Origin of the sequence: Enorma phocaeensis (assembly GCF_900186505.1) — a bacterium.
Taxonomy (GTDB): domain Bacteria; phylum Actinomycetota; class Coriobacteriia; order Coriobacteriales; family Coriobacteriaceae; genus Enorma; species Enorma phocaeensis.
The window spans coordinates 341216-355552 of the sequence record NZ_LT891969.1 but is presented as its reverse complement, the minus strand read 5'-3'; the positions used below and the strand labels follow the sequence as shown (position 1 = coordinate 355552).

Annotated in this window: 13 protein-coding genes; 1 reads left to right on the top strand and 12 read right to left on the bottom strand. The window is 63.3% G+C overall.

Annotated features, from left to right (window positions below; translation table 11 throughout):
- The 12 genes from smc to C1717_RS04430 form a co-directional block, all read right to left on the bottom strand.
- Positions 1-3534: a chromosome segregation protein SMC gene (gene smc, locus C1717_RS04485; protein WP_102372027.1), complete on the bottom strand. Its 3534-nt coding sequence runs from the start codon at positions 3532-3534 to the stop codon at positions 1-3.
- A 6-nt stretch (positions 3535-3540) separates the two neighbouring features.
- A complete protein-coding gene (rnc, locus tag C1717_RS04480; RefSeq protein WP_102372026.1) occupies positions 3541-4260 on the bottom strand; it encodes a ribonuclease III in 720 nt (239 codons plus the stop codon).
- Positions 4261-4265: 5 nt separating this feature from the next.
- Positions 4266-4508 carry an acyl carrier protein gene (locus C1717_RS04475; protein WP_102372025.1) on the bottom strand — a complete coding sequence of 81 codons (243 nt, stop codon included), beginning with the start codon at positions 4506-4508 and terminating at the stop codon, positions 4266-4268.
- 129 nt (positions 4509-4637) lie between these two features.
- The gene (plsX, locus tag C1717_RS04470) at positions 4638-5660 is read right to left on the bottom strand and encodes a phosphate acyltransferase PlsX (RefSeq protein WP_102372024.1); all 1023 of its coding nucleotides are present in this window, start codon (positions 5658-5660) and stop codon (positions 4638-4640) included.
- 118 nt (positions 5661-5778) lie between these two features.
- Complete coding sequence (gene rpmF, locus C1717_RS04465; protein WP_019128440.1) at positions 5779-5958, bottom strand: 50S ribosomal protein L32; 180 nt, start codon at positions 5956-5958, stop codon at positions 5779-5781.
- Between the two features lie 150 nt (positions 5959-6108).
- Complete coding sequence (locus C1717_RS04460) at positions 6109-6663, bottom strand: YceD family protein (RefSeq protein ID WP_102372023.1); 555 nt, start codon at positions 6661-6663, stop codon at positions 6109-6111.
- Position 6664: 1 nt separating this feature from the next.
- Positions 6665-7165, bottom strand: coding sequence for an ATP synthase subunit B family protein (locus tag C1717_RS04455; protein WP_102372022.1), 501 nt, complete (start codon positions 7163-7165; stop codon positions 6665-6667).
- A gap of 60 nt (positions 7166-7225) precedes the next feature.
- The gene (gene coaD / locus C1717_RS04450) at positions 7226-7738 is read right to left on the bottom strand and encodes a pantetheine-phosphate adenylyltransferase (protein ID WP_102372021.1); all 513 of its coding nucleotides are present in this window, start codon (positions 7736-7738) and stop codon (positions 7226-7228) included.
- Positions 7738-8337: a 16S rRNA (guanine(966)-N(2))-methyltransferase RsmD gene (rsmD, locus tag C1717_RS04445; RefSeq protein WP_102372020.1), complete on the bottom strand. Its 600-nt coding sequence runs from the start codon at positions 8335-8337 to the stop codon at positions 7738-7740. Before rsmD ends, coaD begins: the two co-directional genes overlap by 1 nt.
- On the bottom strand, positions 8334-10517 hold the full coding sequence (locus C1717_RS04440) for an ATP-dependent DNA helicase RecG (RefSeq protein WP_102372019.1): 2184 nt from the start codon (positions 10515-10517) through the stop codon (positions 8334-8336). Before C1717_RS04440 ends, rsmD begins: the two co-directional genes overlap by 4 nt.
- A gap of 11 nt (positions 10518-10528) precedes the next feature.
- Entirely contained in the window at positions 10529-12193 is a 1665-nt protein-coding gene (locus C1717_RS04435) for a DAK2 domain-containing protein (protein ID WP_102372018.1), read from the bottom strand.
- A gap of 45 nt (positions 12194-12238) precedes the next feature.
- Positions 12239-12592, bottom strand: coding sequence for an Asp23/Gls24 family envelope stress response protein (locus C1717_RS04430; protein ID WP_180965838.1), 354 nt, complete (start codon positions 12590-12592; stop codon positions 12239-12241).
- A gap of 307 nt (positions 12593-12899) precedes the next feature.
- Here C1717_RS04430 and C1717_RS04425 point away from each other — a divergent pair, with 307 nt between their 5' ends.
- Positions 12900-14285, top strand: coding sequence for a MurT ligase domain-containing protein (locus C1717_RS04425; protein WP_102372017.1), 1386 nt, complete (start codon positions 12900-12902; stop codon positions 14283-14285).
- Positions 14286-14337: the final 52 nt, after the last annotated feature.

The following is a 14337-nucleotide window of genomic DNA, read 5'->3' as shown; positions in this document are numbered from 1 at the left end:
TTATGCGTTCACGACCTTTCCGGTTGCACGATCGAGTTTCTGGCTGACCACCCGGCTCACGCCGTCGGCCTGCATGGATACGCCGTAGAGGACATCGGCGTCCTCCATGGTTCGGCGCTGGTGCGACACCACGAGCAGCTGCGTATGGTGGCGCAGCACGTCGATAGCGTCGAGGAGTTTTGAGAGGTTGGAGTCATCGAGGGCCGCTTCGACCTCGTCGAGCACGTAGAAGGGCACCGTGCGGGTACGGTAGACGGCAAAGAGCAACGCGAGGGCCGTTAGGCTCTTCTCGCCGCCGCTCATGAGCATCATCTTGGTGATGCGCTTGCCGCGCGGCTGCGCAACGACCTCTATGCCGGTCTCGGCAGGGTGCTCGGGGTCGGTCATCTCGAGATGAGCCTGGCCGCCCGGGAAGAGCATGCCGAAGATCTCTCGGAAGTTCTCGTCGACTTTCTCGAACGTCATGAGGAACGCCGTGCGCATCTTACGGTCGATTGCCGAGATGATCTTCGTGAGCGCCTTGCGGGCGCGCTCGAGATCCGCGAGCTGCTCCTCGATATAGTCGGCGCGCTCGCGTAGACGGTCGTACTCCTCCATGGCAACCTGGTTTACCGGGCCGAGGTTGTTGATCTGGCGGACGAGGTCTGCCAGCTCGCGCTCAGCGGCCTCGCGATCATCGGGTGCCGGCAGCGCGAGCGCTTCCTCGAGGACCGTGGTGCCATCGGCCGTGATCGCAGACACCGCGCTCTCGACCTGAACCTCGAGCTTGCCGCGTGCGACCTTGAGCTCGTTGCCCGCCGCCACGGAGAGGTCGACCTCCTCCTTCGCACGCGCGACCTGGGCCTTGGCATCCTCGATGGTCTTCTTGAGCGAAGCGGAATCCGCCTCCTCTATCGATGCCTGGTCACGCAGGCGAGCGGCCCAGGCCGCAGCGCACTCGGAAAGGGCGGTATAGCGGTCATGAAGCGGATCGACGCGGAGTCTCAGCACCTCAAGGGAGCGCGATGCCTGAGTTGTTGCGCGGATTCGCCGGTCGATGCCCTCGAGCCGGCGCTCAAGCTCGGGAGCTCGTGCCTGAAGCGACTTAAGCCGCTCGGCAGCCTGGGCGCGTTTCACGCGAGCGTCACCGAGCTCCGAGGCCGCCTCGGCATCCTCTCGCCGCAAGCGATCGAGCTCGTCGGATGCATCAGCGACCTCTTGAGCCCTCTCGCCCGCCTGAGCGCGAGCCTCATCGCGTGCGCGCTCGAGCTCCTCAGCACGCGGCGCAGCGGAACGGGCGTTCTCAGCGGCCATCTCACGGCGCTTCGCGATGCGCGAGCGCTCTGCCTGGGACGTTGCGATCGACTGCTCAAGGCGGCCGATCTCCTCGCGCGCGGAGGCACGCTCGCCTTCAAGGCGAGCGAGGTCGCCAGCGATGTCGCGCTCCTGAGCCCGCGCAACCTCGACCGCCCGCTGGGCCTCTGCCACCTGGGCGACCAAGCGGTCGAACAGCGATGAGAGATCAGGCTCCATGCCCTCGAGCTCGCGGATGCGGCGCTTGCGCTCAAGAGCACCTGCCTGCTCGTCCTGCGCACGACCGATCCTGACAACGCCTCCGTCACGCACGCGCGCGCCGTCACGCGCAACGTAGAGCACACCGGGAACCGCGGGCGCCGACAACGCCTCTTCGAGTGAATCCACGAGGTGAACATGGCCGAGCATGCTCGCCACCACATCGGAGTACCCATCGCGCACCTGGAACAGTTCGATCAAGCGCTTGCCAGCCGCCCCCGTCACCGTCGCAGCACGCGCGTCGCGGGAGATCAGCGTCGCCTCGCCCGCCACGCCATCAGCAGCGAGAGCCGAAGACCCTGCTTCGAGCGTCGCGGCGGCAGATCCCATCACAAGGGCGTCGATATCGCCGCCGAGCAGCTGCTCAACAAGGCCCTCGAGATCCTTCGGCGCCTCGATGAGATCGCCGAGCCGCGCATCCACCGTACCGGCATGGTCGTGGGCTATCCGCGCCGCCATAGGCGAGGCATCGGCCAGACGCTCGTCAAGCTTGCGCAAGCTTCCCAGCTCAGAGCGAACCTCTCCCAGACGCTCGCGCGCTTCGGCTTCACGCTTCCTCGCATCATCGAGTGCGCGTTCCGCGACCTCGATGGCCTCAGCGGCTTCCGAGCGCTCAGCGGTCGCCTGCTCGATAAAAACGTCGAGCTCCTCTGCACGCAACCGACGCTGCTCAAGCGATGCCTGGACGTTCTCCAACGCGTCATCGATCTGCTCCAAGCGCGAGGCGTACATGGAATCCTCGACCTCTGCATTGGAGAGCGCCTCGCGCACCCGTGCGAGCTCGAGCGTCGCATCGTCTGCGCGTCGCTGAGCGTCGCGCTGCTCGCGCGTGAGCCTGCCGATGGCCTCATCGAGCTCGACGCGACGGGCATGCAGCTCGTCTGCTGCGGGCTCCAAGCGCGCCACATCGCCTTCAGCGACCTCAAGAGCCGCTTTCACCTCGTCGAGCTGACGGCGGGCATCCTCCAGCTCCTCGGCGACGCGACGTCGTTGATGCTCGGAAGAGGAGAGCGTGCCGCGCATCTCCGAGAGGCGGGTCACCATGTTATGGCCCTTTTCCTCGAGCAAGCGCATGTCAGAGCCCAAACGTCCCATGATGTCCTGCATGCGGCGACGCTGCTCGCCAAGGTCCCCTACGAACAGACCCTTCTCCTCGAGCATCACCTGCAGCTTCTCGAGCTCGCGCTCCTTCTCGCCCAAACGGTAGCGGGCAAGCTCGAGCGCAGCGTCGCGTTCCTTGGACTCATGCTCGAGCGCGTTCCATTCGCGTTGGAGCCTCCTAAGCTCGTCGACCGCGAGGATGCGCGTGAGCTCGTTAGCGCGCTCGGTAAGGTCGCGGTGCTTACGGGCGCGGTTGACTTGTCGCTCAAGCGGACGCAGCTGCCGCGTAATCTCGCGGCTGATGTCGCGTGCTCGGGTGAGGTGCTCGTCCATCGAGCGAATCTTGCGAACCGCCCGCTCCTTGCGCCGCTTGTGCTTGGAAATGCCGGCGGCTTCCTCGATGAGGACGCGGCGCTCCTCGGGACGGCTCTGCAGGATGGAATCGAGCTTTCCCTGGCTGATGATCGAATGGGTGTCCTTGCCAAGGCCGGAATCATGCAGGATGTCCTGGATGTCCATGAGCCGGCACGGGCTTTGGTTGATGAGGTACTCGCTCTCACCCGAGCGGTACATGCGGCGCGTGATGGCAACCTCGTCGAAGTCGACGGGAAGCACGTGGTCGGCGTTGTCGAGCACAAGCGTAACCTCTGCCACGCCCACAGGCTGCCGCGCCGACGAGCCCGAGAAGATGACGTCTTCCATTGCCTGCCCGCGCAGCTGCTTGGCGCTTTGCTCGCCGAGAACCCACAGGATGGCATCGGAGATGTTGGACTTGCCCGAACCGTTAGGACCCACGATGACCGTGAGACCGGGCTCGAAGGTCATGTGCGCGCGGTCGGCAAACGATTTGAAGCCCTTGAGCGTGAGTGATTTGAGGTACATGCGCCCTTACCCGAGCCTTCCCGTGCGGTCGCCGTCGATATAGCCCAAGCGCACGAGCGCATCCTGCGCCGCAGCGGCCTCGGCCTCCTTCTTTGAGGGACCGCTACCTCTACCCTGCCGTACGCCATCGACCATCACGACCGCCGTGAAGGTGGGGGCATGAGCGGGCCCGCTCGTGTCCACGAGCTTGTACGCGGGGGGTTCCATGTGATCCCCCTGAACGCATTCTTGGAGATAGGACTTGGGGTTCGAGGGCCGCTCCGCTCGCTCGGTAGCAAGGTGCGGTTTGAGCGTGCTCATGATGAAGCGCTCGGCGGCATCGCGCCCGCCATCGAGGAACAGGGCGCCCACCAGAGACTCGTAGACGTTCTCAAGCGCCGAGTGCAGGCCTCGTGCACCGGTGCCGGTCTCGGAAGCACCGAATATGATGCATTCCTCGATACCGAGCTCGGACGCGACCTCGGAGAGCGTGGCACCCGCCACAAGCGACACCTTGAGACGCGTGAGCTTTCCCTCATCCATATCGGGATAGCTGGTAAAGAGCGCGAGCGCCACGATGGACCCGAGAATCGAGTCACCGAGGAACTCGAGGCGCTCATATGATGAGCCGACCGGCTCGCCCTCGACGGCCGAAGGATGCGTGAGGGCTGCACGCAGCAGCTTCTTGTCGTTGAACTCGTGCCCGCAGATCGCCTCTGCACGGGCGAGCCTATCTGATACCGGCACGCTGCCTATGCCTCCTGAGTTGCCTCGATGGCATCGATCGCATCGGCAACGGAGTTGATTGAGAGCAAGCGCTCCTCGTCCATCTCGATGTCGAACTCATCCTCGAAGGCGGTCACGAGCTGAAGACGGTCAAGCGAATCGGCATCGAGGTCATCAAAGGTCGTCTCCTCGGTGATCTCGTCCGCGTTGATGCCGAGCACGTCGCTCGCAATGTCTGCAACCTTCTCGAAGATCTCGCTGCGGTCCATGGTGGCTCCCTTCTGGTGCGTACAGTATTCCAAAGACGATTTCGATTGTACCCGCAACATGGCGCGTGCGCGCGCTCGGCGCGATAAGCGCGATGAATTGCCGGCACGAGCTATGGCCGTGCTGCCACCCTACTTGATGACGATGGAGTCGACGGCAGAGGTCACGCTCTCCACCAGGCCGGCGCGGATCGCTTCGGCAGTCGCAAGGGTGCCGTTCTTCACCGCCTCGACCGAAGTCGCCCCATGGCCGATCAGCACGACGCCCTTGAGGCCCAGAAGAATCGCGCCTCCCTTGGCATCACCCGAGAGCTTCGCTTTGATCTCGGCTAGGCTATCCTTGATGAGCAACGCGGCGATCTTGCCTTTGAGCGAACCCAAGAACGCGCCTTTGAGCTCAGAGAGGATGAACTTGGCGCAACCTTCGGTGGCCTTGAGCGCAACGTTGCCCGCGAAACCATCGGAAACAACGACATCGTAATCGCCGGAAACGAGGTCGCTTCCCTCGCAGTTGCCCGCGAAGCCATCGAGGCGCCCCTTCATGAGCTGGAAGCACTCCTTGGTGAAATGAGACCCCTTGGAATCCTCGGTGCCGTTGGAAAGCAGGCCGATGCGCGGGGACGCGATACCGCAGACCACCCGCGCGTAGGCAGCGCCCATCTGGGCGAAACGCAGCATATCGCCAGGCTCGACATCGGGATTGGCCCCCATGTCGCAGAACACCGTGAGCGCGCCCTTGCGGTTGGGCAGCGCGGTGGTGATACACGGCCTGATGGGATGCTGCTCGCCATCCTCCTCATATTTGAATGGCGTCACATAGGCGGTGGCGGCAGCCGTAACGGCACCGGTAGCACCCGCGGAGAAGAACCCCTCAGCCGTACCCTTCTTGATGGCGCGGCACGCCACGACGATCGATGACTTCCGCTTGCTCATGACGGCCTTGATGGGATCGTCTCCCATCTCGATCACATCGGGAGCAGCAAGCGGCTCCACGCGCTCGTGCTTCTCAGCGAACGGGACGACCAGCCCCTCGGGACCAACGGCGAGCACGATCAACTCGGGATCGGCCGCCAGAGCCGCCGCGATTCCATCGAGCACCACCTGCGGCTCTTCATCGCCGCCCATTACGTCTACAGCTACTCGGACCTCACTCATCGTGCAACTCCTTGCGATAGAGAAAAGGCCGACTTGGAAGCCGGCCTCATCGATCCTTGAAACGGCCATGCCGCTCCCGGGCTCCTGCGCAACCTGCTGAACAGGTGCACACACTGGGCTACTCGGTGACGATGACCTCACGATCCTTGTAGTAGCCGCAATTGGGGCACACGTGATGCGGAAGCTTCACAGCGCCGCAACGCGGGCAGGTGGAACGAGAGGGGGCATCGATCTTCATATTGGCCGAGCGACGGTTATGCGTGCGGATGCGGCCCTGCTTTTGCTTGGGTACTGGCATGATGACCTTCCTTATATCTGCATACAGCGTGATTACGCGCAAGCAGTGATGTTAGCATACCGCCGGCTCGTATGTACAGCAGTTATTTGCAGGAATGCGTTCGACCATAGAACGTGCAGGTTTTGTGCACATATCTGGCCAGCGCGATCCCTACTCGTCGAACTTCAAGTCCTTGAGCGCCGCGAAGGGGTTGGCATCTGACTTCGCACGCTCCTCCGCTGCACGGTCTGCGCAATCGCAGCTCTCGCGGTTGAGGTTGCAACCGCAAACCGGGCAGAGACCGGCGCAGTCAGGCTTGCAGAGCACCACGAAGGGCGTATCGAGCACGACGGCGTCCGAGATGGCCTCGGCAAGGTCGAGGGTCCGCTCGGGACCGATGACCTCGAATCCATCTTCGAACGCCTCGGGATCCTCCGGCTCATCGAAGAGGTAGTACTCCTCGATCTCGCTCGCGATATCGAGATGAGCCGGATCCAGGCACAGATCGCAAACTCCTAGCGCCTCTGCGCGGACGATCCCCGTTACGAGCACGCCATCGCCGGTATTGGTGAGCACGACGTCGTAGGAGACGCCATGGGGCAGCGCGAATTCCTTGTCGCCGACCGTATATGACGCAGCATCGACGGTGCCCGCAAGCGGATAGCTATCGCCGGGATTCTCGAGGTGGTCGGCGAGCGGGATGAGCACCGGGTCGAAGATCGCCATCTTACCAAGCACCGTTCTGCGTGTTGTTAGCGCCCTCGTTGAGCTGCTGGCGGCAGCGGGCAACGGTATTGGTGAGGCTCTTCAGGTTCTCCTCAAGATGCGAGAACACCTGCTCTGCATAGTCCTCTGCCGCGTATCGGGTCTCGCGCTCATACTGCTGGGCGCGATCGCGGATATCGTCTGCCTGCTGCTGCGCGAGGCGCACGATCTCCTGCTCGCCAGCGATGGTGAGAGCCTGCTGCTGGGCATCGGCGATGATGGAGTCGGCCTGAGCGTTTGCCGAGGCGAGCAGCTCGTCGCGCTCCTTCAAGATGCGACGGGACTTCTGCCACTCATCGGGATAGCTCATGCGAATCTCGTCGAGGATGTTGTAGAACACGTCAGCCTCGATGACTTTGAACTGCGCGTTCTTGCCGAACGGCGGCTTAGCCTCCTCGATGAGGGCTTCGAGCTCCTCGACCAGGCTCACGATGCGATCGCCCGGATAGTTCTCGCCCGGCATCCGTTCTCCTCTCGTCGGGTACATATCAATCTGTCATGGTACCACATGGTACCCGCGCAACTAGGCGAATCGAACCTTGAGGGCGCGCGCGACGTTTTGCGGCACGAATTCCGAAACATCTCCACCAAACGATGCTATCTGCCGTACCACCGAAGACGAGAGATAGCCGTACTGCGGCGAGCTCATGACGAAAATCGACTCGAGCTCGGCATCCAACCGATAGTTTAGGTCGGCTTGCTGGAGCTCGTACTCGAAGTCGGTCATCGCCCTGAGTCCCTTGACCACCGCTCCAGCGCCCACCTCTCGGGCGAAATCGACGAGCAGCCCCGTGAACGGGAGCACCTCGACCTGCGCGAGGTCCTCATAGGCGCCAAGCGCCTCGCGGGCGAGCTCGACGCGCTCCTCAAGGGAAAAGGTCGTGCCGACCCCGTTCTTTCCGAGGGACTCAGCGACTGCGACCGTCACCCGCGGGCAGATGCGGCTTGCACGGCGCACGACGTCGACGTGGCCAAAGGTGATTGGATCGAAGGTTCCGGGAACGAGCACATGATCGATCCTAGATGTCTTTGCCATCAGGCGGTTCCTTCCTGGTCAGGTGATGGTTGAGGCAAAAGCACATCGACGGTGGTACCGCCGTAGCGCTTCGATTTAGCACATGTAAAGCCAGCGGGGACAGGAGCCGGAAGCTCGGAAGATCGCTCGCTCAGAACGACGGCTCCCGGAGCGATAAGACCATGGGCGGCAAGCGCCTCGAGGAGCTGCTCGGCGGGACCTGGGCCAAGCGCATAAGGCGGATCGATGAGCACGACGTCGAAGGGGCCGCCCGGGACCTTGCCGCGCGCCGCTGCGGCAAGCACGTCCCCGCACACCACGGTCCAACTCCCCCGATCGGCATCAAGACTCTCAAGATTTCGCCTGATGAGCGTCGCAGCACGCCGATCGAGGTCGAACAACGTTGCATGGGCGGCCCCGCGCGAGAGCATCTCGATACCAAGAGCGCCCGATCCACCGAATGCATCGAGGACGAGAGCGCCTTCGATGCCCTCCTCGAGCGCTGAGTTCACGATCGAGGCACAGGCCTCCCGCACGCGATCGGTCGTAGGGCGGGTCACATCGCGGCCAGACGGCTCCGCGATTTTCCTACCGCGCCAAACACCGCCAACGATCCTCATCCTCCGCTCACCTCTCTGAACACATCGCCATAGCGCCGTATCACCTCGTAGCGAACAGGCATGGTCGCGACCGACTGTAAGGAGGGCGCATAGCGCAAGAGCTCCACGGCATCATCGTGCGCCGCCTCGATGAGGTCGCCATCCGCATCAAGGTCGACGAAGCGCAGCGCGACCCCGCCATGCTGCCTGAGACCCAGGATCTCGCCTTCATGCCTGAGACGCAGATCGAGCTCCGCCAGCGCGAAGCCATCACCGGTCTGCTCAAGCGCCTCCAAACGCTCCTGAGCAGTCGATCGCTTACCGCTCGCCTTCGCATGAGTCATGATATAGCACGTTCCCGCCCAGCGTCCGCGGCCCACGCGGCCGCGCAGCTGGTGCAGCGTCGCCAACCCGAACCGTTCCCCGTTCTCGATGACCATGACCGTGGCCTCCGGCACGTCCACGCCCACCTCCACGACGGTTGTCGATACCAGGATCTGGATCTCGCCGCTCCTAAAGCCCTCGATCACACGGTCCTTATCCGCGTTGGACATCCTACCGTGCAACGCTGCCACGCTCGCATCGGGAAACGCGCGCTTGAGCTTGGGGAGCTCGGAAGCGACGCTGTGCAAGCGCCCATGGGATTGCCCCTGCGCCCCATCATCGGCTTGGTCAAAGATGTCATCGAGCTCTTCGCCGTCGTCGGAGTCCTCTACAAGCGGGCATATGACGTAGGCGCGCATGCCTGCCGCAAGAGCCTCACGTATCGACCCGTAGGCGATATCCCTGTTGGCCTCCGTGAGCACGTGTGTGGTCACGCCCGCGCCGGCACTTGGACGGGTCCGGATGATGCTCGTCTCGAGGTCGCCGTAAACGGAGAGCGCAAGCGTACGTGGAATGGGAGTTGCCGTCATGACGAGCAAGTCCGCCCCGGGCCCCTTGGAGCGCAGGGTATTGCGCTGGCCGACGCCGAAACGATGCTGCTCGTCGATCACCACAAGCGAGAGGCGCTCGAAGATGACGTCCTCCGAGAGCACCGCATGCGTGCCGAAGAGCACCGTGAGACCGCCCGTACCCGCAGCCTCTACGATGCGCGACCGCTCGGCTGCGGGCGTCGCCCCCGTAAGGAGCGCCCAGCTGATACCGGCTGCGTCGAGAAAGGGTCCGCACTTCACCGCATATTGACCGGCGAGCACGCCCGTGGGCGCCATCACGCAAGCCTGGGTCCCCGTGTCGGCAACCGATGCAAGCGCCACGCATGCAACCGCGGTCTTGCCCGTACCAACATCACCCAGGAGCAGGCGATTCATGATGAGGCTCCCGTCGGCCATATCTGAGAGGATCTCGGATACGGCCGCTTCCTGCTCATCGGTCAAGGTGAAGGGCAGCGCTGAACGCAGGAGCTCGACGCGCTTTCCTGATTCATGCGCATAGCCCGTGATGCCAAGCAGATTGGCGTCGTTGCGAAGACGCAGGGCGAGCTGAAGGTAAAGCAGCTCGTCATAGGCGAGGCGTTCGCGCGCGCGATCGCGCTCCACGAAGTCGAACGGAAAATGGATGGAACGCAGCGCGGCCTGGGCGCTCATGAGCCCACGGCGGGCACGCAGCCGTGCCGGCAATGCATCGACGAGCCCTGCGATATTGTGAAGAGCAACCGAGACGATGCGCCTCATCCAGGCGACTGTAACGCCTTCGCCCACCGGATGTACCGGCACGATCGTCCCCGCTTGCGCGCGCTCGTCGAGCTTTTCGTAGTGGGGCGAGGACATCTGCTTGAATCCGTACGCGAACTCGACCTTACCGATCACGGCGAGCCGGTCGCCTGGAGCAAGCTCGCGGGCGATCCAAGGCTGCTTGAAGAAGGCAAGCTGCAACGCACCGGTTTCATCGACGAGGAATACCTCCACGACCGAGAGCCGCGGACGCGGGTGCTTCTCCCGCACGCGATCGACCGTCGCCACAATAGTGCACACCTCGCCCAACGGCGCCTCCTCGATGGTGCAGGCATGGCTGAAGTCAAGGTAGCGACGAGGAATGTGCGTGAGCAGATCGGCGACGGTGTTTATCCCCAGCCGGCGCAAAGCCTCCTCGCGCGCACCGGACACGTACTTGAGCCGTGCCACATCATCGTTAAGGCGCGAAGCGTGCAAAAGACTGCCCGCAACGCGGGGCACCGCGTAGCGGGCGGTCTCGATTCCCATGGACAGCGAGCCTACTCGATCGAGAAGATGACGGGATAGAGCGGCTGCTCGCCGCGGTGCGAATCGATCTCCAGGTCAGGCTGGGCATCCTCGATGGCAGCGATGAGGTCCTCGAAGTCCTCGTCAGAAAGGTCGGCGCCGGCGAGAATGGTGAGCGAATCGCCTTCCTCTTCCTGCTGCATGCGATCGATGCACTCAAGCGTGACCTGCTTCACATCGGAGCCAACGACCTCGATGGACCCGGAGACGATTCCCATGACGTCGCCCGCATGAATGGGTGAGCCATCAGCGGCCGAGGAATCGCGGACCGCGGTGGTGACCTCGCCGTCACGCACCTCGTCGATCGCCTCGGTCATCGCGGCGACAGCATCCTCGAGCGAAGAGTCGGGCAGGACGGCGAACAGCGCGCTAAACGCCTGCGGCACGGTCTTCGTGGGCACCACGGCAACCCGCTTGTCCTCGCATGCGCTCGCAGCGGCCTCGGCGGCCATACGAATGTTGCCATTGTCGGGCAGGATGATGACCGCCTCGGCATTGACCTGGTTCACAGCATCGAGGAGATCCGCCGTGGACGGGTTCATGGTCTGACCGCCCGACACGACCACATCGACGCCGAGCGACCGAAGGATCTCCGCCTCGCCGGAACCGGCAGCTACCGCGACGTAGCCCAAAGGTTTTGCAGGCGCAGCAGGCGCGTCGTCCTGATCCTCGTGGATCTTAGCGGTACGCTCAGCGCTCTCCATATCCATGTTATGGATGAACACCTCGTAGATCTGGCCTAGCTGCAGCATGTGCTCGAGCACCAGGTTGGGAGTGTTGGAGTGCACGTGGATCTTGTAATCGGGATAGGATCCCACGAGGAGCTCGCAATCACCCATGGAGGCGAGAAACGCGAGGCACTCATCCTCATCGAAGGGAGCATCTGCCTTGAAGAGGAACTCGTTGCAATAGCGGTACTCCGAGCCCTCCCAGTCATCGTTGGCCTCGATTTTGACCTGAGCGAGCGCATCCTCGCGGGCGGATTGGGCGTCGAAGGTGGCAGAGAAATCCTCAACCTTGACGGTGGAGCGGCCGAGCGCCGCGGCAACGAAGTTCTCGAGGAAGATGGCAAAGCCGAACGCACCAGAGTCGACGACGCCGTTCTCCTTAAGAACGGGGAGCAGATCGGGCGTGCGGGCAACGGACTCATAGGCTTCGACCACGATGGCGTCGAGGGTCTCCTCGACCGAATCACGCGCTTTCTCGCAAGCATCGGCTCGCGTGGAGATGTCGCGCAGCACGGTGAGGATCGTTCCCTCGACCGGCTTGCGAACAGCCTTGAAGGCCACCTTCACCGAGCGGCGAAGAGCCGCAGCGATGTCCGCGGACGAAACGGGATCGGTCGCCCCGATGAGGCCCTCAGCGACACCGCGGAGGATCTGCGAGGTGATGACGCCTGAGTTGCCGCGAGCGCCCATGAGGGAACCATGCGTGATCGCGGCGGCAATCGCCTCCATGTCGGCGTCCGCCGGCAGCGAAGCGAGCTCTTTCACGACCGAAGCGAGCGTGAGAGACATGTTGGTGCCGGTGTCGCCGTCGGGCACGGGAAAGACGTTCAGCTTGTTGATGTCCTCCGACTTGTCAGACACCGCGGCGGCAGCAATGGGAAAGCAGGTTCGGATGGTCTTCGCAATCATCAGCGTATATCTCCGTCTATCAATCGTGGTGAGGTCGCGCGAACGCTAGGCGCGATTCTTTAGGGCGTCAACATGGATGATGACCTTAAGCCGAGCAGGGTCGATCTGCGCGATCTCCTGAAGCGTGAACGCGACCGCGCTCGAGAGGTTCTCGCAAACCGACTTCATGTTGACACCGCTCTCCAGCACCACATGGAGATCGACGAGAAGGCCGTCCTCGGTGGAGGAAACGAGCACGCCCTTGCGCAGGCGCTGGCCGGGGAGCAGGCGAACGCTCTCCGCGCCCTGCAGCTGCTCGGACATTCCCACCACGCCGTAGCAGGACATAGCGGCATAACCGGCGATATCGGCGATGACGTCGTTGGAGACGCTCAGGCTTCCGGGTACAGTCTCTGGCACAGCAAGCTCCTTATCTGATGCATGATGAGCACCGGTGCTTCGGGAGTAATCTTAAGTATCTTACTACGTCCGCAACTCCTGTGCAGGCGAAATCAACTCAACACAGCTCGAGCAGGATTGCAGGGAACCCCTGGGGCAAAACGGGGCGGCATCCTCTGGAAATGAAATGGTTGCGCTTCTGGCGTGGTAAGGTACATACGTCAGGATGAACGCCAGCGCGACATACCGATCGGGGTGGAATCGCCGCGACGGCCACAGGGATCCCTCGACACCAGAACTATCTGCTGCACCTGTATGAGGAGGTTCCATGCCCCTCCCTCGCTTAGCCTGCTTCGCCGGGCGCTCGGTCCGCTCTCTTGAGCACGCACTCAACATGAACGCCGGGAACTTCCCAGGCGAGGTCGCCAAACGAATCGACGCAGATGTGCTCGCCTTCGAAGCGAGCAAGGTCACCGAGGCGTCGGTGGTGTCCACGGGAACCAACGGCAAGACCACGACCAACAACCTCATCGCCTCCTGCATGGAGCGTGCAGGCCACGATGTCTTCTGCAACCGCGCGGGCTCCAACCTCGAGGCGGGCATCATCACGGCGCTGCTCGACTCACGCACCGCGCCCTTCGCGCTGCTCGAGTGCGACGAGATGTACACGCGCTTCGTCACGCCCAAGCTCAAGCCGAAGATCTTCAACCTCATCAACCTCTTCGAGGGCGACCAGATCTACCGCTTTGGGACCATGGACCGCATCTACGACGCCATCGCGCAGGCGCTCAACGACCTGCCCGCTGCGTCGCTGATCGTGGTCAACGGCGACGATCCCAACTGCCAGGCCGTGCTCGAGCGCGTGACGGCCCCGCATCCCGTCATCTCGTTCGGTATCAAGGACGCCGCGCCCGATGACGGCGCCGACGCGTTCGAGGGGGCGCGATGCCCTGTCTGCGGTGCCGAACTGGATGAGGACGACTACCACCTGCGCCACTACAGCCAGCTCGGCCGCTGGTCGTGCCCCTCCTGCAAGTCCGCCGCGCCCGCGCTCGACGTGATCGCCTCGAACATCCGAGAGGTTCCCGGGGGCTTCCTGATCGACATCGCCGGCTCCACCGAGCAGCTGGGCGGCCGCGACTTCGCCGTGAGCGACGTCCTCGTGCCCTGCACCGGGCTCTACATGGTGTACAACCTGCTAGCAGTGCGCATCGCAACGGCGCTCCTCGGCTGCCCCGCCAAGGTGTTCCGCGACGTGGTGGCGACCTTCGACCCCAAGAACGGCCGTCTGCAAGAATATGCGGTCGGCGGGCGCGCCATCATGACGAACATGGCCAAGAATCCCGTGGGCTTCAACCAGAACATCCATATGGCCCTCAAGTACCCCGAGCCTTACGCCGTCGCGTTCCTCATGGATGACATGGTCGAGTGCAACGGCGACTACAGCTGGGTCGATGGCATCGAGTTCTCGATGCTGCACCCTGCCGTGGAAGCCGGCGTGCCCGTCTTCTATGGAGGCGAGATCGCCGATCCGCTCGACCGCGCGCTTTCCGCAGCGCAGATCACAGCCGAACGAGCCGACACCGTGGCGGACGTGCTTGCCAAGCTCGCTGACGGCGGCAGCCGCAAGCTCTTCGTGATCGCCAACTACCATGCCCTCGAGCGCGTCTGCGCCGAGCTCGACCGTCTGCAGGCAACCACGAAGCAGTCATAGCGGAAGCATTTCTACCCATGCCCGTAACGGAGCAGGCCCGGTTCCGAGCAGT